Source organism: Pseudonocardia sp., assembly GCF_025465255.1.
Lineage (GTDB): Bacteria > Actinomycetota > Actinomycetes > Mycobacteriales > Pseudonocardiaceae > Pseudonocardia.
This window is the reverse complement of record NZ_JAODNI010000230.1, coordinates 18,534-40,435: the sequence shown is the minus strand read 5'-3', so window position 1 is coordinate 40,435 and position 21,902 is coordinate 18,534. Positions and strand designations below refer to the sequence as shown.

Below are 21,902 nucleotides of genomic sequence, written 5' to 3'. Positions count from 1 at the left end.
GGATGCGCACCACCATCGACGAGCTGGACGCCCGGTTGCTCCTGGCGCTCGGCGAGAACCCGCGCGCCACCGTGCTCGCGCTGGCCGAGCGGACGGGCCTGTCCCGCAACACCGTGCAGGCCCGGCTCGCCCGCCTCGAGGAGCGCGGGGTGCTCACGACCTTCGAGCGACGCGTCTCCCCGGCCGCTCTCGGTTACCCGCTCACCGCCTACGTGACGGTGACCGTGCTCCAGCGGATGCTCACCCCCGTCGCGGACGCGCTGGCGGCCGTCCCCGAGGTGCTCGAGGTGCTCGGCATGACCGGGGAGGGGGATCTCCTCGTGCAGTGCGTCGCGCAGGACGCCGACGAGCTGTACCGGATCGCGGGCCGGCTGCTGGCGATCGACGGCGTGGAGCGGACGACGACCGCGCTCGTCATGCGGACCCTCGTCGAATACCGGATCGCCCCGCTGCTGAAGGGTCTCGCGGGCCCCTGACCGGCCGCGTCATGCTCCGCGCGCCGCCGTCGTGGACGGTGGACGGCGTTCGGGGGAGCCGCCTCGGTGCCGGCGTCCGGAGCCCTCCATGAAGACCCTGATCGACGTCCAGCTGCGGCGCCGCCACGACCTCGTCCCGAACCTCGTCGAGACGGTCAGGGGGACGCCGCGCACGAGCCCGGGACCTTCGAGTCCGTGACCGCCGCCCGCACCGCGGCGATGAACGCGACCGGCCCGGCGCAGCAGGCCGCCGCCGAGAACGAGCTGACCAACGCGCTGAGGAGCCTCTTCGCCGTGGCGGAGGCCTACCCGCAGCTGCAGGCGGGGCGGAACTTCGCCGAGCTGCAGGGGGAGCTGAGCGACACCGAGAACCGGATCGCGTATTCACGGCATCGCCCTCGACGACGGTCGCTCCCGCCCGCTGACGTCGTACGCGGACATCGTGATCTAGCGGCTGCGCCGCATGTACGCGGAAACCGTTGCCCTGGCGACGGTTTCCGCGCACGAGCCCTTACCGTTCCGGAATGGCTCCCCTGCTGCCGTCGACCGAACGCACCCTGCTCGCCCGCGTCGCCCGTGCCCAGCGCGACGGGCGGTGCCCCTCGCTGGTCGCGGGGGTCGTGCGGGACGGTGCGCTGGTGTGGTCGACGGGCCGGGGTGACGTCGGCGAGCCGCACACGGACGTCCAGTACCGGCTGGGGTCCATCTCCAAGACCGTCGCGGCGATCACCCTGCTCCGGCTGCGGGACGAGGGCATCCTCGACCTCGACGACCGGCTCGACCAGCACCTCCCCGGCACCCCGCTCGGCGAGCGCACCCTCGGGCAGCTGCTCTCCCACCTCGGCGGGGCCGGGTCCGAGAGCCCCGGCCTCTGGTGGGAGCGGACACCCGGCGGGTCGCTGGACGAGCTCGGCCTGACCGACTCCGACCGGGTGCTGCCCGCGGCACGCCGCTTCCACTACTCCAACCTCGGCTTCGGCCTGCTCGGCGAGCTGGTCGCGCGGTCCCGCGGCCGGTCCTGGGACGAGGTTGCGCGGGACGAGGTGCTCCTCCCCCTCGGCATGACCCGCACGACGCCCCGCCCCGACGGCCGCGCGGCCCAGGGCTACGCGGTGCACCCCTGGGCGGACGTGCTGCAGGTCGAGCCGGAGCACCACGGGGGCGTCATGGCGCCGGCCGGGCAGCTCTGGGCGACCGCGACGGACCTCGGCCGGCTGGGTGCATTCCTGCTCGGCGACTCCGACGGTGTGCTCTCCCCCGACACGGTCGAGGAGATGACCCACCCTGCCGGGATCGACTTCTCCTCCCCCGGCTGGTCGTCGTACGGGCTGGGGGTCCAGGTCCAGCGCCTGAGCCAGGAAGGTCAGTCCGGTGTGACTCTGGTCGGGCACGGCGGCTCGATGCCGGGGTTCCTCGCCGGCCTCTGGGCGGACCGCGAGGAGGGCACCGCTGCCCTGGCCCTGGCGAACGTGACGTCCGGCCTCGACAGCGCCCTGCCGTCGCAGCTCCTCGCGGACGTCCGGTACGCCGAGCCCCGCGTCGTCGACGCCTGGTCGCCGAGCGGGACCGCGGTCCCGCTGGAGCTCCTCGGACCGTGGTATTGGGGCCCGTCGCCCTACGTCCTGCGCGCGATCGCGGGAGGGATGCTGCATCTCGGCGGTCTCGGGCGGCCGGGCCGCTCGTCGCGGTTCCGGGCGCGCCCGGACGGCACGTGGGTGGGCCTCGACGGCTATTTCTCGGGCGAGACCCTGCGCCTCGGCGAGGACTCGCTGAACCTCGCGACCTTCGTCTTCACGCGCACCCCGTACGACCCCGCGGCACCCGTCCCGGGAGGGGTGGACGAGCGCGGTTGGCACACGCCGTGACGTTCGGGTAACGATCCGGAGCCTGACCCAGCTCCCATCGGCGCAGGTCAGGTGGGTGTTTCTGCAGCTCGTCCCGCTGCGCAACCCGATGCGAGGCGCGAAACAAGCGGGGCCCCCGGTTGACGACGCCCGGAACGGGGCCGAAGGTGACGGGGCCAACGGACAACCCGGTCCGACGTGCGTATTCGCCCGTAGGCCCCGATCGACGTGAGGGGGACGCCCGCTCCGGCGGGAACGCCGCATGAGTCTCAAGGAACCCACCACCGGCCCGGCCTCGTCGGATCCACCGGAGCCGTCCGGGCCCGCCGAGGGAGCCGTGAGCGAGGCCGAGCAGCGCAAGCCGACCGACCGGATCGTCTTCGGCCTCGCCGCCGTGCTCGTCGTCGCGTTCATCGCCTGGGGCGTCTTCGGGACCGACTCGCTGAGCAACGTCTCCTCGGCCGCGCTCAGCGGCGTCATGAGCGGCGCGGGCTGGTTCTTCATCCTGACGGCCAGCGGCTTCGTGGTCTTCGCCCTGTGGCTGGCGGTCAGCCGCTACGGCAAGATCCCGCTGGGCCGTGACGACGAGCGGCCGGAGTTCCGGACCAGCTCCTGGGTCGCCATGATGTTCTCCGCGGGCATGGGCATCGGCCTGATGTTCTTCGGTGTCGCGGAGCCGTTGGCGTTCTTCACCGATCCCCCGCCGGGCACCGCGCTCCCGGGCACGTCGGAGGCCCTCGACACGGCCATGGCGACCACCCTGTTCCACTGGACGCTCCATCCCTGGGCGATCTACGCCGTCGTCGGGCTGGCCATCGCCTACGGCACCTTCCGCAAGGGCCGTAGCCAGCTCATCTCCGCCGCGTTCGCCCCGCTGCTCGGCACCCGGCGCACGGAGGGCCCGTTCGGCAAGGCGATCGACATCTTCGCGATCTTCGCGACCCTGTTCGGCTCGGCGGCGTCCCTCGGCCTCGGAGCACTGCAGATCGGCGGTGGGCTCAAGGCGGGCGGCTGGCTCGACAACCCCACCACCGGTCTGCTGGTCGCGATCATCGCCGTGCTGACGGTGGCCTTCATCGCGTCGGCGGTCAGCGGTGTCGCCAAGGGCATCCAGTGGCTGTCGAACATCAACATGGTGCTGGCGGCCGTGCTGGCGTTCTTCGTCTTCGTCGCCGGTCCGACGATCCTCATCCTCAACCTGGTGCCCGGCGCGATCGGCCACTACTTCGCCGACCTCGCGTCGATGGCCGCGCGCACCGGGGCCGACGGGGCGCCCACCGCGGAGTGGCTGCAGAGCTGGACGGTCTTCTACTGGGCCTGGTGGATCTCCTGGACGCCGTTCGTCGGCATGTTCATCGCCCGGATCAGCAGGGGCCGCACGATCAAGCAGTTCATCACCGGCGTCATCCTGATCCCGAGCACGGTCAGCCTGATCTGGTTCGCGATCTTCGGCGGCGCGGCGATCGCGCAGCAGCAGGCGGGCAACGATCTGGCGTCGGCCGGCACCGAGGAGCAGCTCTTCGGCCTCCTGCAGTCCTTCCCGCTCGGCTCGGTCCTCAGCGTCGTGGCGATGCTGCTCGTGGCGATCTTCTTCGTCTCGGGTGCCGACGCCGCCTCGGTCGTCATGGGCACGCTGTCGCAGAAGGGCTCGATCGAGCCCAGCCGCGGCATCGTGATCTTCTGGGGCACGGTCATGGGCGCGATCGCGGCGGTGATGCTGCTGATCGGCGGCAAGGACGCGCTGGCCGGCATCCAGAACATCACGATCATCATGGCGCTGCCGTTCGTGATCATCATGGTGCTGCTGTGCGTGGCCCTCTACAAGGACCTCCGCAACGATCCGCTGATCCGCCGCGACGACCGCTCGCAGGAGGCCATCGAGCAGGCCGTCGAGTACGGAATGAAGGAGCACGACGGGGACTTCGTCCTCAACGTGAAGCCGCTGACCATGGACGAGGGCGCGGACGAGGCGAACGCCCGCGGCCACACCGTCCTCCCGGGCGACGGCAGGCGGAACACGTCCCAGACGTAGGACCCGAGTGGCAGGAGAGCCACTTTCCCGCCGGATCCCGGCGGGAGAGTGGCTTTCCTGCCGTCAGGGGCCGGATGATCGCATCCTCCGGTCGGCGGTGTTGTGGGGCCCCCTTGCGCGCGTGCGGGAGGAGCCTGCCAAGGTGGACGACGATGCGTCTCGTGTTCGCCCCAGGGGACGACCAGGGGTACGCCGGCGCGAGGGACCGCCTCCTGGAGGCCTTCCTCACCTGGGCCCGCCGACAGCGGGTCGACGCCGACGTGTTTCTCGTCGCGGCCGCCCTGGACTACAAGTACGGCCTGGACCGCAGGCTGGGTCGATGGACCCGTGCCCACGTCGCCGACGCCCTCGGCATGTGGTTCCCCCGGCACGTCACCGTGCTGGACGCCGAGGAGGTCCCGACGGCGTTCCACGCGCTGATCGACTTCCTCGCCGCCTGCGACGGGCTGGACAACCGCTCTGCGTCGCCGGCCGCTCTGCACGCCCAGGTCGTGGACAGCACCCCCGCGCTGCACGACGGGATCGCGGACGAGCGGAACTACGACCTCGGCAAGTTCTGGGGCGTACAGCTGCGCCGCCACGGCGTTGACCCCGCGGACCCGGGCGCGGTGCAGCGGTTCCTGAACTGCGCCCGCTCGGGCGAGGTGGACATCGACCACGGCGCGCTCGCCGAGATCACCCGGCGCGAGGAGAGCTCCTCCCCCGAGCCCGAGCCGGCGCCCGAGCTGCCGCCCGTCCTGCTGCCCAGCGCCGCCTCGATGGTGGCGGCGGCGGAGGAGAGCGTCGCGCTGGACCTGCTGCGCAGGCTCACCCGCTGGGTGCGCGTGCAGCGCCGGCTCACCCGCGAGGGACGCCTGGTGCTCGCCGACGCCCTCTCCCTGGCCGACGAGCTCGGCCTGGACCAGCTCTACCGGGACTCCGCGCGCACGAGTGACGACCTGCCCGAGACCTCGTTGATGCTGCACTGGGCGAAGGCGGCGCGGCTGGTCCGCACGGTGCACGGCCGCCTGGTCCCGGTGAAGAGCGCCGCCCCGGTGCTGAACCGGCCCATCGAGCTGTGGCGACGGGTGTTCGGCTCGGTCGGCCGCCTCGGGGACCACCTCGGCGGCACGGACGTCTTCGGTGCGCCGTCGCTGTTCGGCATGTCCCTGGCGGACGCGTTCCCGATCCTCTGGCTGGAGCTCTACGCCGCCGGGGGCGGCCCGGTCCCCGTCGAGCTGTTCCACCGGCTGGTCCGCGAGGCGGTCAACACCGAGTGCGGCTGCGTCGTCGACGACCTGGCCGGTGACGTCGAGCAGCGCCTCTGGCGCCGCGACGTGACGGCCCTGCTGGACGCCCTCGAACTGCTGGGCGCGGTCGAGCTGGGCGAGACCCTGGACTCCGACGAGCTCGACGACCTGGTGGACCTGGCCGGCCGGGACGACCCGGACCCGACGCTGGTCTCGCTCACCCCGATGGGCCTGTGGGCGGTGCACGAGACGCTCGTGGACCAGGGCCTGCACGCGCCGCTGCCGGGCGAGCTCGCGGACGAGGACATCGAGTACGTGTGCGTGCGGATGTCGACGGTCCGCGCGGCCGTCGCGGAGGCGGAGCTGGGCGCGTGGGTCGCCGCGCGCGAGGCCCCCGTCGCCGCCCGCGAGCTCACCCGCTTCCTCGCCCGGACGGACGACCCGGTGCACCGCCGGCTGGCGCTGCACGCGCTCGCGCGCACCGGTTCCGTCGGCCTGACAGCGGCGAAGCGGCTGCGTGCCCGCGGTGGCGACCTCGGGCAGGCGGCGGCCGCGTGGCTCGCGGCCCCGCACCGGATGCCGGCGGTGCCGCAGGCGGGTCCGCCCGCGGAGGAACCCCAGGCGGACCTGCAGCGGAGCTAGTTCCTAGGGCACGAGCGCGGCTGGAGCCCGGCGCGGTTCAGCGCGTGGATCGCGGACGCCTGGACCCGGCTCCTGCTCGACGATCCCGGAGCAGGAGCGGGGGACGCCGGCGTCAGGGCGTGACGACGACCTTGCCCAGCACCGTCCGGGTGTCCAGCTGCGCGACGGCCTCGCCCGCCCGCTCCAGCGGGAAGGTGCCGCTGACCGGCGGGTTCACCGAGCCCGCCTCGAGGAACGGGATCAGCCGGTCCCACTCGGCGCGCGTGTAGCCCGGGCGCGGCATCGCGTAGGCGCCCCAGCCGACGCCCCGGACGTCGATGTTGTTGAGCAGCAGGCGGTTGACCTTCACCGTCGGGATGTCCCCGGCGGTGAAGCCGATCACGAGCAGCCGCCCGAGCGGGGCGAGGGAGCGCAGCGAGTCGGTGAAGCGGTCCCCGCCGACCGGGTCGACGACCATGTCGACGCCCTTGCCGCCGGTCAGCTCCTTGACCGCGTCCTTGAACCCGTCCGCCAGGACGGCCTCGTGCGAGCCGACCGACTTCACGAACTCGGCCTTCTCGGGCGTCGAGACGACGGAGATGACCCGGGCGCCCAGGGCCGCGGCGAGCTCGATGGTCGCCGTGCCGATCCCGCCCGCGGCGCCCTGCACCAGGACGGTCTCTCCCTTCTGCAGCCGGCCCCGGGTGATCAGTGCGAACCCCATGGTCAGGTAGTTCATCGGGAGGCACGCGCCCGCCTCGAAGGACACGTTGCCCGGCAGCGGGAACACGTTCCCCTGGTCCACGGCGACGAGCCCGGCGAACGCGCCGATCGCGCTGCTGAACGCCACCCGGTCCCCGGCCGTGAACTCCGAGCCGTCCGGGGCCTCGCGCACCACGCCCGCGCCCTCGCCCCCGAGGACGAACGGCGGCTCCGGCTTGTACTGGTACAGGCCCTTGGTGAGCAGCAGGTCCGGGAAGTTCACCCCGGCCGCCTTCACCTCGACGAGCACCTGTCCGTCACCGCGGGTCGGGTCCGCGACCTCGCCGACCTCGACCGCACCCGGACCCTCGAGCCGGACCACCTGGACTGCGCGCACTACGGGACTCCCTCGTCGTCGTCGACCACGTCATGCACCCGCATCGAATCACGGAACCGCGCACCCGTGGACGTGACGTCTACACCGAAACGCTCGCCGACGGCAGGTGGGCGTGCGAGTGCCGGACGATCACGGCGGTCCCGGTGAGCGCGACGAGCGCCAGACAGCCGAGCAGGACCGGGTAGCTCGCGACCCCGCTGAGCACCGCGAGCAACGACGGGACGAGGAAGCCGACGTAGGCCAGCGCGTAGTAGGCACCGGTCAGCCCGGCGAGCTCGTCCGGCCGCGCGAGGCGCTGCAGCTCCAGCAACCCCGAGACGACGGCGATTCCGTAGGCGGCGCCGAGCACGGTCGCGGCCCCGAGCGCGAGCCACGGCGAGCGGACCTCCGCAGCCACCGCGCTCACCGCCAGCCCCACGGACATCACGACCATGGAGACGACGACGGCGCGGGCGCTCGTCGTCCGGTCCAGGCGTTTGGCCAGGGGTTGGACCAGCGCGCCGGCGCCGAGCGTGCAGACCGTCACCAACGTCGAGTAGGCCAGCCCCCACGTCCCCAGCCGGTCCCCCACGAGCTGCGGCAGGATCGCGTAGGCCACGCCCGAGGCGCCGAAGACCCACGGCGCCATGGGCATGATCACCCGGCGGAACCGCGGGTGCCGGACGCCGGTGAGACGCCCACCGCCGGCGGCGGCGATGCGGGTCTCCGGAGCGCGCGTCAGGAACGGGAGCGCGACGGCCGTCAGCACGACGTGGACGAGGTACGGGAACGCCATCGGCCCCCCTGCCCACACCCGCGGACCCCACTGGGCCAGCACCCCGGCCACGCCCGCACCCAGCGCGAACCCGAGCGTCAGCCACAGCGCCGCCCGGCGGGCACCGGCGCCCGGGCCGGCGTCCGCGCCGAGCTCGGAGAGCTCCTTCACCCACGTCGAGCCGACGGCCATCGCGACCGCCACCCCGACGCCGGTCACGAACCTGCCCACCGCGATCCACCCCGCGCCGAGCGCGCCGAGCGCCAGCAGCAGGCTCGCGACCAGCGACAACACCGTGCCGGCGAGCATGACGGGCTTGCGGCCGTGGCGGTCGGAGAGGCCGCCCGCCAGTAGCAGACCCGGGACCAGCCCGAGGACGTAGGCACCCAGCAGCGCGTCGACGGTGAGGACGGACCAGCCCGCCTCCCGGTACATCACCAGCAGCGGGGTGAACTGGTTGCCACCCCAGCCGCAGCAGAACATCGCCGCCGCGACGGCCTTCCACCTGCCGCTCACCGCCGGTGGGTCCCGTCCAGGTGGGCGCGCAGGGCGAGGGCGAACGCGGCCTCGTCGCCCCGCTCGACGATCCCGATCAGCTCCGCGTGCTCGCGCAGCACCACGGGGATCTGATCGGGGACCGGACCGAGTGCGTCGACGCTCATCCGCCGCTGCCGGTCCGCGAGGGTGGCGTAGAAGCGCATGGTCAACGTGTTGCGCCCGGCGGCGACCAGCGTCCTGTGGAAGGCCTCGTCGGCCTCGGCTACGCCGTGCAGGTCCGCCACGTCCGCCCGCTCCTGCTGGACGCGCAGCGCCTCCCGCAGCGCCTCGACGGCGGCCGGGACGAGCTCCGGCCGGCGCAGCAGCCGACGGACGGCGGCGATCTCGACGGCCTCCCGGGCGTCGAGCACGTCCTCGGCCTCGCCGGGCGGCACCGGCACCACGACCGCGCCCCGCTTCGGGATCAGCTGCAGCAGGTCCTCGGCCTGCAGCCGCAGGAACGCCTCGCGCACCGGGGTCCGGCTCACGCCGAGCCGGTCCGCGATCTCGCCCTCGCTGAAGAGGTGCCCGCCGGGCAGCGCCCCGGTGAGCACGAGTTCCTTGGTCAGCGCGTACGCCCGGTCCGCAGCCGGGGGCGCCTTCTCCTCCGCGTCGGTCACGCGGGAAGGCTACGCGCTGAGATGCAAGCTTGTATCCAAGGGTGGTCAGAGGGGCGCGGCGTCTCCGTAGCGAACGACGGGCGCGCCGCCGGAGAGCTCGTCGCAGAGGTCGGAGAGCCGGCTGTCGATGCGCTGCTGGACGCGTTCGAGGGCGTCCAGCTCGCACATGACCTCCAAGGCCGTGCGCGGGCCGTCGAGGCCGCTCAGCGCCCGGCGGAGCTCGGTGCGCAGGTCTCCGATGCGGGTGCGGCAGTCCTCGGCGGTATGCCGGTGGGCGTCGAGCCGGGCCTGCTGGGAGGCGTCGAGGGACGAGGCGAGGGAGTCGATGCGGTCCTGCAGCCGGTGGGGATTCACGGGCGGGGGTCTCCTCGGGTGCTTGACGAGGGTCCGTGCGGCCGTGACGGCCGTCACGTGACGACGGACACAACGACCGTAACCGATCGGCCGGACGCCCGACAGCGGAAAGCCGGAAAAGGACCCTTCGGAGACGACGCCGCCCCCGCACGCGAGAGGCGTGCGGGGGCGGGACGGAGTCGTCGCGGCAGTGGTCAGGCGGAGCGGCGGTCCCGCTGCTCGGGGATGGCCGGGCGGACGCCGCGCTGCTGCGGGATCGCGGTCGGCAGGGCGCGCGTCGCGGGGGTCTGCTGGCGCGGGATACGCGATTCGAGGTACGCGCGGTGACGCTCGGCGACGAGGTCCGTCGTCAGGTGGAAGTGGCCGTGCCGCGAACGCTTGCAGACGTAGGCGCGCTGCGGGCGGGCACCGAGCTCCTCGAGCTCGCGGGCGGCGGCCTCGGCGGCGTCCCGGTCCGAGTAGATGACCTTGCCATCGGCTCCGCGGCCCTGCCGGCGCGGTGCCGCGCCCTCCAGCTCGGCGCGGCTCGGCTTGCAGAAGACCGGGCGGCCGGCCGGCAGCAGACGGGCGTACTTGAGCAGCACCTTCGCCCGGGCGACGTCCCGGACCCCCGCGTCCACGCGGCGCACGACGCCGTTCGCGTCCACGACACCCTCGGGTCCGATCGGGCCGGGCGAGACGTCGTCCGCCGGTCCTGCGTAGCTCTCGTCCACTGTCGCCTCCACGAGTCCGTTGCTTGTGGATCGTCCGGACGATCCTCTCCTGTTACGGCTGGGCGTGGGGGTCCCACGATCGTGTCATTGTCGACCCCCAGAACACGCAGAGTCACGTTTCCGGGGTCCCACATGGCCGTGCGTGAGCAGGGAGACTGTCCGCGTGTCCCGCTGGGTGCTCCACGTCGATCTCGACCAGTTCCTCGCGGCGGTCGAGCAGCTCCGGCACCCGGAGCTCGCCGGCCGCCCGGTGATCGTCGGCGGCTCCGCGGACCCCACGGACCGGGCGGTCGTGGCGACGGCGAGCTACGAGGCGCGGGAGTACGGCGTGCGATCGGGTATGCCCCTGCGGCTGGCCGTGCGCAGGTGCCCGGACGCGGTCCTGCTGCCCGCGGACAACCCGACCTACGAGGCCGCATCCGCCGAGGTGACGGCCGTGCTGCGGGAGTTCCCGGTGGTCGTCGAGGTGATCGGCTGGGACGAGGCGTTCCTGGGCTGGGACGGCGCGGGGTACGAATCGCCTGAGGAGCTGGCGTTCGCGGTCCGGGCCGAGGTGAAGGAGCGGACCCGGCTGTCCTGCGCGGTCGGGATCGGCGACAACACGCTGCGCGCCAAGATGGCCACGGGCTTCGCCAAGCCGGGCGGGATCCACCGGCTGACCGCGCACAACTGGTTCTCGACGCTCGGCGACTCCCCCACCGAGGCGCTGTCCGGGATCGGCGTCAAGACGGCCCGCAAGCTCGCCGACCTGGGGTTGCACACCGTCACCCAGCTCGCCGAGGCCTCCCCCACGGCCGTCGGGCGGACCCTCGGGCCGCGGATGGGGCCCTACTACGTCTCGCTCGGCCGCGGCATGGGCCGGACCGAGGTCGAGGGCACGCCGTACGTCCCGCGCTCCCGTAGCCGCGAGACGACCTTCCGGGAGAACCTCGACGACTGGTCGCGGGTCCGGGAGGAGGTCTCCGCCCTGGCCCAGCGCGTGGCGGACGACGTCCTCGAGGAGGGCCGGGACGTCGCCCGGGTGGGGGTGAAGGTGCGCTACGCCCCGTTCCTGACCAGGACCCGCAGCATCACGCTGCCGGAGGCGACCCGGGACGCCGCGGTCCTGGGGGCGGCGGCCGCGGAGGTGCTGGGGTGGTTCGACCCGGCGAAGCCGGTGCGGCTGCTGGGGGTGCGGGCGGAGTTCGTGGAGCCCTGAACGGCGTCGTGATCCGACCGGCCACCGATCGGCCGCCGACTTTTGTCGGGGGTCGGTGCCACTCTCGTCGCACCATCACCCGAGTCGTCCACCGCGGAGGCCGCGATGCCCTTCCACGACACCCCCTGGCCCACCGGAACGCCCTGCTGGGTGGACCTGGCCGTACCCGATCTGGCCAGGGCCACGGAGTTCTACGGCGCCGTCGTCGGCTGGTCGTTCGTCGACAGCGGCGAGGAGTTCGGACACTTCCAGGTCTGCCAGCGCAACGGTCGGGCCGCGGCCGGGATCGGCCCCGTCATGCAGGAGGGCCAGCCGAGCGTCTGGACGCTCTACATGGCGACCGAGGACGCGGACGCCATCGCGAAGCTCGCCGCGGACAACGGGGGCACCGTCCTCGCCGGGCCGATGGACATCCCCGGCAACGGCCGGATGGCGGTCGTCCTGGACCCGACGGGATGCGCCTTCGGCCTGTGGCAGGCGCAGGGCCAGAACGGTGTCGAGATCTACAACGAGCCGGGGTCCCTGGTCTGGGAGGACGCCCGGCTCCAGGACGTCGCCCGGGCCCGCGAGTTCTACACCGCGCTCTTCGGCTACACCTACGAGCCGGTGCCCGGCCTGCCGCTCGACGAGTACGGCACGTTCCACCGGGGCGGGGATCCGCTCGGCGGGATGGGCGGGATGATGGGCGCACCCGACGGAACGCCCGGGCACTGGATCGTCTACTTCGGAGTCGAGAGCGTCGACGCGGCCGTCGCGGCGGTACAGGAGCGCGGCGGGCAGGTGATGATGGGTCCGGAGGACACGCCCTTCGGCCGGATGAGCGTCGTCGTGGACCCGTTCGGGGCGCCGTTCGCGCTACACCAGCCACCCGAAGGCGGCTGAGGGTCAGCGGCGGCCGCACGGTCCAGGCGTCACCGCGGATCGACGTCGATGCGGAGCACCTCGGCGTCGATCGCGTCCGGGGCGTCGACCACGAAACCCGTCCGCGCGGGCAGCGGCGGGAAGAGGCGCACCGCGTAGGCGGCGATCGTGCGGCAGCCGATGCCGTCGACCGCCGCGCCGACGGGGCCGCCGACCAGGGGGACGAGCTTGCCCAGGTTGACCACGCCCTTCTGCCCCGCCTTGGTGACGAGCCGGAAACCGGCCCGTTTGTTGATCTCGATCAGGGCCCGTCCGGGGATGCGCGCGAACGCCGCCGTCGTCGACTGCCGGCCGATCTCGATGCCGGCCTTCTTCAGAACCTCGGTGCCGCTGCTGCCGAGCAGCGACACGAGGACGGCACTGCGGACCTCCTCGGAGTCCACGTCGTACCCGCGCAGGTGCGCGATGCCGGCGGCCATCCGCCCGGAGAGGATGTAGAGCCCGGCGAGGGCGGCCGGGATGGCGACGGGCAGGGTCGCGACGCCACCCAGGCCCGTCACGAACCCGGACGCCGCGGCGAGCCGGGTGTGGGTCGCGATCAGCCGCCGGATCGCGCGCTCGGGATCGTCCGGCGAGGTGGCGAGGTGTTCCTCGGCGACCTCGACCGAACCCTTGAACGGGCCCGCGCCGTTGATCCCGAGCTTCACGACCTGGCTGATCAGGTTCTCGCCGAGCGCGACGAGCGTGTCGTTCTCCACCGCCATGGGGTGATCGTGCCAGCGATCCGGCCGCGCGGCGCGGAGGCGGTCAGGAAGCGACGACGCTCGCGACCCGGAACGTCTCGCCCGGCATCTCCCGGCGGAGCTTCCAGGTGATCGCGATCGGCCTCTCCCCCTCGTGCTCCACGTAGTCGCAGAGCCCCAGGCAGAGGAACGGCGCCGGGCCGAGATCGTCCGTGGGCGCCTCCCGCACGAACAGCGCCACGTGCGTGCCCATCGCGCGGTGGTTCAGGTACCGCCGGCCCGTCTCGGAGGCCAGAGAGGTGGCGTTCTGCGATTCCCAGTGGAAGAGGTCCGGGCCGAGGGCGAAGTCCCGGTACATGGTGCTCGGCGAGAAGTCGCGCTCCGTCTTGCGGAGGTTCACCAGGAGCGCGTCCGTCCGCACCTCCGGCGCCCACGCGACGCCCTGCGCGTGGCCGTAGGCCTTGCGCGTCGTCGACGCCCAGTTCAGCGCCGCCAGGATCTCCTCGCGCCGGTAGTGGGCGTGGCTGCGCAGCGGCACGTGCTGCAGCCCCTCGCCCAGCGGCTTGGGCACGTGCCGGGCCCGATCCAGCGAGTACGCCGTCAGCTCCCGGATCTCCGCGCAGACCGCCGGGTGGAGCCTGAGGTGGGCGAATCCGTCGTCGTAGGACTCGAAGCCGCCGCGCTCGGGCCAGAGCTGGAAGAAGAGCATCCGGGCGATCCACTGCTCGCGCTCGGTCAGCTTCGCGTAGGCGGGCCCGTGCGGGTCGGCCAGTGTGGCGTAGACCGCGGCACGCTCGGGGTCGTCGACGTGGGCGAGCGTCCCGACCCGCTTCAGCAGCGCGGTCTCCGACGGTCCGGGCTCCGCGGTGGGCAGGCCGGCGTCGCGGCGCAGGCCCGTCCAGGAGCCGAGCTTCCTGTAGACCTCGGACAGCTCCCGTCCGGACTCACGCAGGTAGCCGGCCAGTGGCAGGTCGCCGTGGGACCGGACGTCGTGGATCAGGTCCTTACGGGTCAGGTTGAGCTGCTGGCGGACGTTGTCCAGCACGATCCGCTGCGCGACGCGGTCCAGGACCAGCGCGGATCCGGAAGGGAGGAACGGGAAGCCCTGGGCGACGTCGTCGAGGAGGCCCTTGCGGGTGCTGCCGGTCAGGGCGCGGTACCGGACGTCGAAGCGGAACTCCCGGCGGTGCTGGCCGATGAAGTCGAGCACCGTCAGGACCGCCTTGCCCTCGGCCCGGCGCAGGCCGCGGCCGAGCTGCTGGAGGAAGACCGTCGAGCTCTGGGTCGGGCGGAGCAGGAGCACGGTGTCGACCTGCGGGAGGTCGAGGCCCTCGTTGAACAGGTCGACGGCGAAGAGGCAGTTGACCTCGCGCTTCTCGAGCCGGCGCAGCGTGGCCTCGCGCTCCTCGAGCGGGGTCTGCCCGGACACGGCGAGGCTCGGGATGCCGGCGCGGGTGAAGACCTCGGCCATGTAGTGCGCGTGCGCCACGGAGACGCAGAAGCCGAGCGCGCGCATCTGCCGGACGTCGGTGACCTTGTCCTTGGTCTCGCGGACGACCTTGGCCGCCCGCGCGTCGTTGCCGGTGTAGACGGCGTCGAGCGACGCGACGTCGTACGCGCCGCGCTTCCACTCGACGCCGGTGAGATCGACGTCGTCGGCAATGCCGAAGTAGTGGAACGGCACGAGCAGGTCGGCGCTCAGGGCATCCCACAGCCGCAGCTCGAAGGCGCTCCGTCCGTCGAACTGGGCGCGCACGTCGACGCCGTCGCTGCGCTCGGGGGTTGCGGTGAGGCCGAGCAGCTCGCGGGGCTTCAGGTGGTCCAGCAGCCGCCGGTAGGTCGCGGCCTCGGCGTGGTGGAACTCGTCGACGACCACCACGTCGAAGTGGTCGGCCGGGATCCTGTCCACACCGTACGCGGCGAGGGACTGGACGCTGGCGAAGACGTGGGTCCACCGCTCCGGACGGTCGCCGCCGACGTAGGTCTCACCGAACGTGCCGTCGGCGAGGACCGCCCGGTAGGTACGGCGGGACTGTTCGAGGATCTCCCTGCGATGCGCGACGAAGAGCAGCCGGCTGCTCGGCAGCGTCTCCCGCAGCCGGGCGTAGTCCAGCGCCGCGACGACGGTCTTGCCGGTGCCGGTCGCGGCCACGACGAGGTTCCGGTGCCGGTCGTGGATGGTTCGTTCGGCTTCGAGCGCTTCGAGGATCTGCGCCTGGTGCGGGAACGGCTGGACCTCGACCCCGGTGCCCGCGGGGACGCCTCCGGCCGGTGGGAACGCCCCGGGCATCGCGCTCTTCTCGAGAGCCTCGCGCAGGCGCGCGGCGTCGGCCTCGTCGTCCGGGTCGTAGGACACGAACCCGGGTTCGGCCCAGTAGCTGTCGAAGGTGCTGACGAACTTGCGGATCAGGTCCGGCGTCGCCACCGACGACAGCCGCACGTTCCACTCCAGCCCCTCGACCAGTGCGGACCTGGACAGGTTGCTGCTGCCGACGAACGCGGTGTGGAAGCCCGACCGGCGGCGGAACAGCCAGGCCTTCGCGTGCAACCGGGTCGACTGGCTCGCGTAACTGATCTTCATCTCGGCGCCGTAGCGGCGGACGAGCTCGTCGATCGCGCGCTGCTCGGTCGCGCCCATGTAGGTCGTGGTGATCACCCGGAACGGGACGCCCCGCTCGTGCAGGAGATCCAGCTCGTCGGCCAGCACCCGGATCCCGTGCCAGCGAATGAACGCGCACAGCAGGTCCACGCTGTCCGCGGACATCAGCTCGGAGCGCAGCTCCGCCGAGAGCGAGGGTTCGCCCCGGGTGTTGGTGAGCAGCGCCGCCGAGGACAGTGGGGTGACGGGCCGCTCCAGCTTGTGCACCCCGGGCGCGATCTCCCGGCTGAGCACCACGAGGTGCTGGATCTCCCCCGCCAGCTGCTCGTCGTGCGCGGCAACGCTTGCCAGCAGGTCGTTGACCAGGGCCTGACGGCTATCCGCGTCCGGCTGGTCGAGCAGCGCCCGCCGCACCACGGCCGCGACGTGACGGGCCAGCACGTGCGCCTGGTCGGCGTCGTCGACCTTCGCGAAGCGCGGCACCAGCTCGGCGACCTGTTCGAGCTGCCGCTCCAACCGCGGTGTCCGCAAGGTCTCGTAGACACCGGATTCGAGAGGTTCGGTCACACACAAGTGGATACCGCACGACGGAAGGTCACGATCGCCCACCACCCGCGGACACGCTCTGGACATGCCGGTGGGCTCTCAACCCGGGTCTGTCCGCCCACTCGGCCGCCTCCTCCCGCACCGCCTCGCCAGGTGTTCGGAGGGGGACGTCGTCCTCCTCCGAACAGGCCTCGGCGAACTCGTCACCGTAGTAGGTCCCTGTAGGACGGGACGTCGTCGGAGCTGGCGTCGTAGGAGGACGGCGGGGCGGCTCACGGTTCCCCCGCCCGCAGCTACTGCTCCCGGACCGGCAGCAGGTGCGCGAGGTCCGCGAAGTAGGGCTGTGCCTGCCACGCGTCCCGGTTGCCGATCACATAGAGCCGCCGTCGGGCCCGGCTGATCGCGACGTTCAGCAGATTCGGCGCCGATGCTGCCCACTGCCGCGCTCGCGGGCTGCCCGGATCGCTACCGAGTATCAGCACGACGACGTCGGACTCCTTGCCCTGCGCCGTGTGGATGGTTCCGCCCCGCACGCCGGGGAACTGGCGGAAGATCCGCGTCGATCCGCGCGCGACGTCCCGGAACGGCCCGATCACCATCACCTGGGACATGTCGTAGTCATGGTCGGCCAGGTAGCAGAGCATCGTGCGCAGGCATTCGCCCTCGGCCGGTATCCAGTGTCGTTCGGCTGCCTGGCCGGCAACGTGCAGCCACTTCGTGTCCGGTAGCGCCCGCCCGCCCTTCGGCAAGGTGAGCTCGTCGCGGGGGCCGACCGCCGAGAGCATCAGGCCGTCGTAGGCGATCCGGTTGACGACGGTGAACATCGGGTCGTCACAGCGCCGGTGCACGCGCAGCGGCGCGCCGACCCACCGACGTCCCCCGTATCCGTCGGGCAGATATGTCCCGACCGACATCAGCGCGTCGGCCAGCGTCTGCACCGAGTTCCCTACGGGAAGCCAGCGTTCGGCGACGCCGGCGTCACGACGCAGCGACTGCTGAGCGCGGAAGGGCAGTGTCACCACCGGCTCGAGCTGCAACGGATCGCCCACGACCACGGCCCGACGGCACCGCCACAACGCCCCCACCGCGTTCTGCGGCGTGGCCTGTCCCGCCTCGTCGACGAACAGCCAGCCCAGCGATTCCGCCGTGAGGTGCGAGAACATCCGCCCGATGGAGGCGAACGTCGTCGACACCACGGGGATGACGAAGAACAGGCTCTGCCAGGCCGCCCGCGCCACGTCCTCGTCGAGGTCGCGGGGGGCGGAGCCGGAGAGGACGTCGACCGCGGCACCGAGGTTCTGCCGCATCGCGGAGGCCTGGTGGGTGAGGAAGTCGTGGTGCAGCCGCAGCGCGGCCAGGAAGACCTCGCTGCGCGCCCCGTTCCAGTCCGGATCGGACCACGGTGCGCGGAGTTCGCGACGGCGTTCGTCGGTCCGCCAGTCGGGACCAGGTACCGCCTCGCCCCAGGCCTCCCGGGCGGCGTACAGCACAGCCTCCTGCTCGCGGACCGTCCGGTCTGCGTCGGCGCGTCTACCGGCTGCCGAGATCTGCGCCTCGCGGGAGACCTCGAGCGCCCGGTCCAGTTCGTCGCGCTCGGCGTGCAGCCGCCGCTGCCCGGCCTCCGCCTCCCGGATACGGTCAGCGTGGGTTTCGTCGTCGGCCGACCAGGAGCGCAGCCTCCGGCGGTCGAACAGCGACCACAGGAAGCCCGGCCGGAATGCATGGTGCGCCGACCTCGCCTCCCGGTGCACGTGGACGTCCCGCTCCGCCCGGGCCGCCTCCGCCTCGAGGTGCCGTAGCCGCTCCTCGATCAGAGAGGCCTCCCGAGCCGCGTCGTTCCCCTCCCCCACGGCCTGTTCCCGGGCGCGGTGCCCGCGGGCGAGCACGGCCGGCGCATCGTGGGCGGCAGCTCGCTGATCACGCCCCTCCGCCGCCACAGCGACGGCGCGCCGGAACCGGGCGACGCACTCCGGCCACGAGGTCCCGGGGACCCTGGCCGCCCTCTCGTCCAGCTCATCGCGCAGGGTGGGCGGGGCGTCCTCCTCGCCGCTTCCGAACCAGGCGTTCGTGGTGAACCGGTCGCGGTTCTTCTTGTTCCCGAGCATCGCGGCCACCAGCGCCCAGGCCTCGGGTCGCTGCGGCGCACCCGGCGTGGCCGACCCCGCGGGCTCCGATCCCCTCCCTTTCGCCGCACGCAGCAGGGCGGTGGCGAGATCCCCGAAATGATCGATCTCGCCGAGCCAGCGGTCGTCGATCGCCTTCCGGCCCGGGATCTCCAGGGAGACGTTCTCCACCGCCCCGTTGTTAGACGACGCCACCACGATCTCGTGGCCGACGAGGTCCGACCGCCACACGTTCACGTGCAGCACCTTCTCGCGGGTCTTCCACGCTCGCCGCCCGGTGAACGCCTCGGACGGGTCCTGCAGAGAGGCGAGAGCCTCGGCGCGGCGCACGACGAGACCGGCGACGAGATCGCGCAGCATCGTGGTCTTGCCGGTGCCCGGCGGTCCGTTGACGGCGTAGATGCCGGAGTCCCCCGACGCTGCCATGATCTGGTTCACCGCAGACTGCTGGCTCAACGCCAGGGAATGCCGGGGGTTCGACGGCCAACGTCCGAGCGGCGTCGCCTGGGGCCGCGTCGCGGTCAGGGAGTGCTCGGGGTGCTCCCGGACGTCGACCCGCCGCGCCGGCTGTTCCCCGGAGAGATAGGAACGCAGGGCGACGCCGTACCGGCCGCTCCGCACGTTCCCGGCCACCCGGGCGAGGTCACCGACGATGAAGCTGTTGAGGAAGTCGTCGGCCACCTCTTCCGGCCGGCGTCGCGAGATCTCCGTGCTCTGGACCCGGATCTCGACGGCGTCGAGCGCGCCTGTGACGCCGAGCATTCCAGTGATCATGTCTCTGGCCGCCGTCAGCGCCTCGACGTCGAGCGCAGGCCGCGGACCTGCGTCGTCGGCAGCGGTGAGCGGGACGAAGAGCTCGCCGAGCCGCTCCGCCAGGCTCCGCTGGGCGCTCTCGAAGGCCTCGACGGCGAGCGAGCCGCCTTTCAGCAACCGGCCCGTCGCCCAGGCGCACGCGGACAGGATCGGCGAGCGACCGAGGAAGATCCCGTCCGCGCCCACATGGAACGCGGCGAGCGCGCTCTCCTGGTCCAGGCGGCCGTCGTAGCTCTGCGGGTCCTCGCCGTAGGCCTCGTTCAGCGCCGCGGTGACCCGCTCGAGGCGGTAGCACCCCAGGTAGACCGTGTGCCGCCAGGTCAGGTGCGGCTTGAGCCGGACCCCGGCCACGCGGTGCCCGTCCGTCCACGGCAACGGCGCGCCCGCTGCGACCCGGAAGACCTTCCGCTCGTCGTCCACCTTCTCGACCTGTTGCGGGGAGAACATCTCGACCGCACGCCAGAAGCCGACGATCTCGGCGCGCCCGCGATCGCCACTCGCCATCGGACCCCCTCCGTCGACCGCATACCGATGATCGACACCAGGCGTCGGGGTCACGGATTGTCAGCGGATCGCCACGTTCAGCACGTCACCTGGACGGAAGCTACCCGGGGCCACCGACACAACCGGCCGTCGTCCGCCCTGCCGGGTCGGGGCGGCGAGTGCTCGGCCACCACCCCGTGGCCCGCGCGCCCTCGCGCGAGGCAAGATGAGGCATGACCCTCTCGTCCCAGGCCGGGACAGCCACGTCCGAGCCCAAACCCTCCGGCCTCGACCTCCAGTGGATCGACCCGGGGGTGCGCCCGCAGGACGACCTGTTCACGCACGTCAACGGCGCCTGGCTGCGCACCTACGAGATCCCCGACGACCGCTCCCAGGACGGCGCCTTCCGTGTCCTGCGCGACCGCGCGGAGGACGACGTCCGCGCCATCATCGAGCGCGCCGCCGCGACCGAGGCCGCCCCCGGCAGCGACGCGCAGAAGATCGGCGACCTCTACGCCTCGTTCATGGACGTCGAGCGGGTGGAGGCGCTCGGCGTCTCCCCCCTGCGTCCGCTCCTCGACGACGTGGACGCCGCCCCGGACCGGGCCGCGCTCGCGTCGATCCTGGGGCTGCGCCAGCGCGAGGGCCGCGTCTCCCTGTTCGGCGCGTTCGTCAGCACGGACGCCAAGGACTCCACGCGCTACCTGGTGCACCTCTCGCAGTCCGGCCTCGGCCTGCCGGACGAGTCGTACTACCGCGACGAGGCCTCGGCCGAGATCCGCGCGGCGTACGTCGAGCACCTGGAGAAGCTCGCCGGGCTCGTCGGCCTGCCGGATCCCGCCGGGCTCGCCGCCACGGTGATGGACCTGGAGACCGCGCTCGCCGCCGAGTCCTGGGACCGCGTCACCAACCGGGACGCGGAGAAGACCTACACCCTGATGGAGCTCGCCGAGCTGCGCGAGCTCGCGCCGGGATTCGACTGGGACCCGTGGCTGGCGGCGCTCGGCGCCCTGGCCGGCTCGTTCGACGAGGTCGTGGTCCGGCAGCCGAGCTTCGTCGCCGCGGCCGCGAAGCTCTGGACCGAGCGCCCGATCGAGCAGTGGCGGGCCTGGCTGGCGATCCGCACCGCGTCGGCCACCGCGGACTACCTGAACGAGGCGGTCGTCGAGGAGGACTTCGCGTTCTACGGCCGCACCCTCTCCGGCACGCCGTCCCTGCGGGACCGCTGGAAGCGCGGGGTCGGGCTCGTCGAGGGCTCGGTGGGCGAGGCGGTCGGGCGGCTCTACGTCGAGCGGCACTTCCCGGCGTCGTCGAAGGAGCGCATGGTCACGCTCGTCGCGAACCTCGTCGAGGCCTACCGGCAGAGCATCTCCTCACTGGACTGGATGGGCCCGGAGACCCGGGACCGGGCGCTCGCCAAGCTGGACCGGTTCACGCCGAAGATCGGCTACCCGGACGTCTGGAAGGACTACTCCGCCCTCGACGTCCGCGCCGACGACCTGCTCGGCAACGTCCTGCGCGCCGGCGTCTGGCGGACGGACTTCGAGTTCGCGAAGATCGGCAGGCCGGTCGACCGCGACGAGTGGCTGATGACCCCGCAGACGGTCAACGCCTACTACCACCCGCGGATGAACGAGATCGTCTTCCCCGCCGCGATCCTGCAGCCGCCGTTCTTCGACCCGGAGGCGGACGACGCGGCCAACTACGGCGGCATCGGCGCGGTGATCGGGCACGAGATCGGCCACGGCTTCGACGACCAGGGCTCGCGCTACGACGGCGACGGCAACCTCACGGACTGGTGGGATGCCGCGGACCGGGCCGAGTTCGACCACCGCTCGAAGGCCCTGATCGCCCAGTACGACGCGCTGTCCCCGGCCGGCCTGCCGGACCACAAGGTCAACGGCGCGCTGACGGTCGGCGAGAACATCGGTGACCTGGGTGGCCTGACCATCGCGCTCAAGGCCTACACGATCGCCATGGGGGCCGCGGAGCCGCCGGTGATCGACGGGCTCACCGGGCTGCAGCGGGTGTTCTTCGGCTGGGCGCAGGTGTGGCGTGCGGTCACCCGCGACGCCGAGGCGATCCGCCGCCTCGCCATCGACCCGCACTCGCCGCCGGACCTGCGCTGCAACGCCGTCGTCACGAACCTCGACGCCTTCCACGAGGCCTTCGACGTCAAGGAGACGGACGCCCTGTTCACGGAGCCGGGCGCCCGCGTCCGCATCTGGTAGCCGCTGACGGACGCGCTCACGGGCCG

At 72.6% G+C, this 21,902-nt stretch carries 15 protein-coding genes and 1 pseudogene; 8 read left to right on the top strand and 8 right to left on the bottom strand.

The genetic code is table 11. The features are described from left to right. Positions 1-2: 2 nt before the first annotated feature. The 5 genes and pseudogenes from JWP64_RS28945 to JWP64_RS28925 all read left to right on the top strand — a co-directional run bounded on the left by JWP64_RS28945 (position 3) and on the right by JWP64_RS28925 (position 6,223). Positions 3-476 carry an Lrp/AsnC family transcriptional regulator gene (locus tag JWP64_RS28945; RefSeq protein WP_297503263.1) on the top strand — a complete coding sequence of 158 codons (474 nt, stop codon included), beginning with the start codon at positions 3-5 and terminating at the stop codon, positions 474-476. Between the two features lie 88 nt (positions 477-564). Next, positions 565-812, top strand: a pseudogene (locus tag JWP64_RS31750) (LemA family protein); the annotation flags it as partial. A 188-nt stretch (positions 813-1,000) separates the two neighbouring features. Further along, positions 1,001-2,341 carry a serine hydrolase domain-containing protein gene (locus JWP64_RS28935; protein ID WP_297503259.1) on the top strand — a complete coding sequence of 447 codons (1,341 nt, stop codon included), beginning with the start codon at positions 1,001-1,003 and terminating at the stop codon, positions 2,339-2,341. A 241-nt stretch (positions 2,342-2,582) separates the two neighbouring features. Further along, positions 2,583-4,352 carry a BCCT family transporter gene (locus tag JWP64_RS28930; RefSeq protein WP_297503257.1) on the top strand — a complete coding sequence of 590 codons (1,770 nt, stop codon included), beginning with the start codon at positions 2,583-2,585 and terminating at the stop codon, positions 4,350-4,352. A 152-nt stretch (positions 4,353-4,504) separates the two neighbouring features. Continuing rightward, the gene (locus JWP64_RS28925) at positions 4,505-6,223 is read left to right on the top strand and encodes a hypothetical protein (RefSeq protein ID WP_297503255.1); all 1,719 of its coding nucleotides are present in this window, start codon (positions 4,505-4,507) and stop codon (positions 6,221-6,223) included. A gap of 112 nt (positions 6,224-6,335) precedes the next feature. Here the strand turns inward: JWP64_RS28925 and JWP64_RS28920 are convergent, their stop codons facing one another. From JWP64_RS28920 to JWP64_RS28900, 5 genes are all read right to left on the bottom strand, one after another. Continuing rightward, positions 6,336-7,301: an NADPH:quinone oxidoreductase family protein gene (locus tag JWP64_RS28920; RefSeq protein ID WP_297503253.1), complete on the bottom strand. Its 966-nt coding sequence runs from the start codon at positions 7,299-7,301 to the stop codon at positions 6,336-6,338. A 79-nt stretch (positions 7,302-7,380) separates the two neighbouring features. Next, the gene (locus tag JWP64_RS28915) at positions 7,381-8,571 is read right to left on the bottom strand and encodes an MFS transporter (RefSeq protein WP_297503251.1); all 1,191 of its coding nucleotides are present in this window, start codon (positions 8,569-8,571) and stop codon (positions 7,381-7,383) included. Then, entirely contained in the window at positions 8,568-9,212 is a 645-nt protein-coding gene (locus tag JWP64_RS28910) for a GntR family transcriptional regulator (RefSeq protein WP_297503249.1), read from the bottom strand. The genes JWP64_RS28915 and JWP64_RS28910 overlap by 4 nt, the downstream gene beginning before the upstream one ends. A gap of 45 nt (positions 9,213-9,257) precedes the next feature. Further along, a complete protein-coding gene (locus JWP64_RS28905; RefSeq protein ID WP_297503247.1) occupies positions 9,258-9,566 on the bottom strand; it encodes a hypothetical protein in 309 nt (102 codons plus the stop codon). 194 nt (positions 9,567-9,760) lie between these two features. Next, complete coding sequence (locus JWP64_RS28900) at positions 9,761-10,279, bottom strand: hypothetical protein (RefSeq protein WP_297503245.1); 519 nt, start codon at positions 10,277-10,279, stop codon at positions 9,761-9,763. A gap of 163 nt (positions 10,280-10,442) precedes the next feature. On the opposite strand from JWP64_RS28900, the gene JWP64_RS28895 reads away from it, so the two are divergent. Both JWP64_RS28895 and JWP64_RS28890 read left to right on the top strand, forming a co-directional pair. Then, on the top strand, positions 10,443-11,477 hold the full coding sequence (locus JWP64_RS28895; protein ID WP_297503244.1) for a DNA polymerase IV: 1,035 nt from the start codon (positions 10,443-10,445) through the stop codon (positions 11,475-11,477). Between the two features lie 105 nt (positions 11,478-11,582). Then, a complete protein-coding gene (locus JWP64_RS28890; RefSeq protein WP_297503242.1) occupies positions 11,583-12,359 on the top strand; it encodes a VOC family protein in 777 nt (258 codons plus the stop codon). A gap of 29 nt (positions 12,360-12,388) precedes the next feature. Here JWP64_RS28890 and JWP64_RS28885 read toward each other — a convergent pair whose 3' ends face one another. From JWP64_RS28885 to JWP64_RS28875, 3 genes are all read right to left on the bottom strand, one after another. Continuing rightward, positions 12,389-13,102, bottom strand: a complete 714-nt coding sequence (locus JWP64_RS28885) for an EcsC family protein (protein ID WP_297503240.1) — start codon at positions 13,100-13,102, stop codon at positions 12,389-12,391. Between the two features lie 43 nt (positions 13,103-13,145). Beyond that, a complete protein-coding gene (locus JWP64_RS28880; RefSeq protein WP_297503238.1) occupies positions 13,146-16,247 on the bottom strand; it encodes a DEAD/DEAH box helicase in 3,102 nt (1,033 codons plus the stop codon). Between the two features lie 272 nt (positions 16,248-16,519). Further along, positions 16,520-19,666: an AAA domain-containing protein gene (locus tag JWP64_RS28875; RefSeq protein ID WP_297503236.1), complete on the bottom strand. Its 3,147-nt coding sequence runs from the start codon at positions 19,664-19,666 to the stop codon at positions 16,520-16,522. Between the two features lie 212 nt (positions 19,667-19,878). On the opposite strand from JWP64_RS28875, the gene JWP64_RS28870 reads away from it, so the two are divergent. Further along, complete coding sequence (locus JWP64_RS28870; protein ID WP_297503234.1) at positions 19,879-21,876, top strand: M13-type metalloendopeptidase; 1,998 nt, start codon at positions 19,879-19,881, stop codon at positions 21,874-21,876. The last annotated feature ends 26 nt before the right edge of the window (positions 21,877-21,902 follow it).

Excerpts from the sequence above, each read along its gene's own strand:
- JWP64_RS28925 (WP_297503255.1), top strand. The coding sequence starts at position 4,505 with ATGCGTCTCGTGTTCGCCCCAGGGGACGACCAGGGGTACGCCGGCGCG.
- JWP64_RS28870 (WP_297503234.1), top strand. The coding sequence starts at position 19,879 with ATGACCCTCTCGTCCCAGGCCGGGACAGCCACGTCCGAGCCCAAACCC.
- JWP64_RS28885 (WP_297503240.1), bottom strand. The coding sequence starts at position 13,102 with ATGGCGGTGGAGAACGACACGCTCGTCGCGCTCGGCGAGAACCTGATC.
- JWP64_RS28875 (WP_297503236.1), bottom strand. The coding sequence starts at position 19,666 with ATGGCGAGTGGCGATCGCGGGCGCGCCGAGATCGTCGGCTTCTGGCGT.
- JWP64_RS28890 (WP_297503242.1), top strand. The coding sequence starts at position 11,583 with ATGCCCTTCCACGACACCCCCTGGCCCACCGGAACGCCCTGCTGGGTG.
- JWP64_RS28945 (WP_297503263.1), top strand. The coding sequence starts at position 3 with ATGCGCACCACCATCGACGAGCTGGACGCCCGGTTGCTCCTGGCGCTC.
- JWP64_RS28935 (WP_297503259.1), top strand. The coding sequence starts at position 1,001 with ATGGCTCCCCTGCTGCCGTCGACCGAACGCACCCTGCTCGCCCGCGTC.
- JWP64_RS28930 (WP_297503257.1), top strand. The coding sequence starts at position 2,583 with ATGAGTCTCAAGGAACCCACCACCGGCCCGGCCTCGTCGGATCCACCG.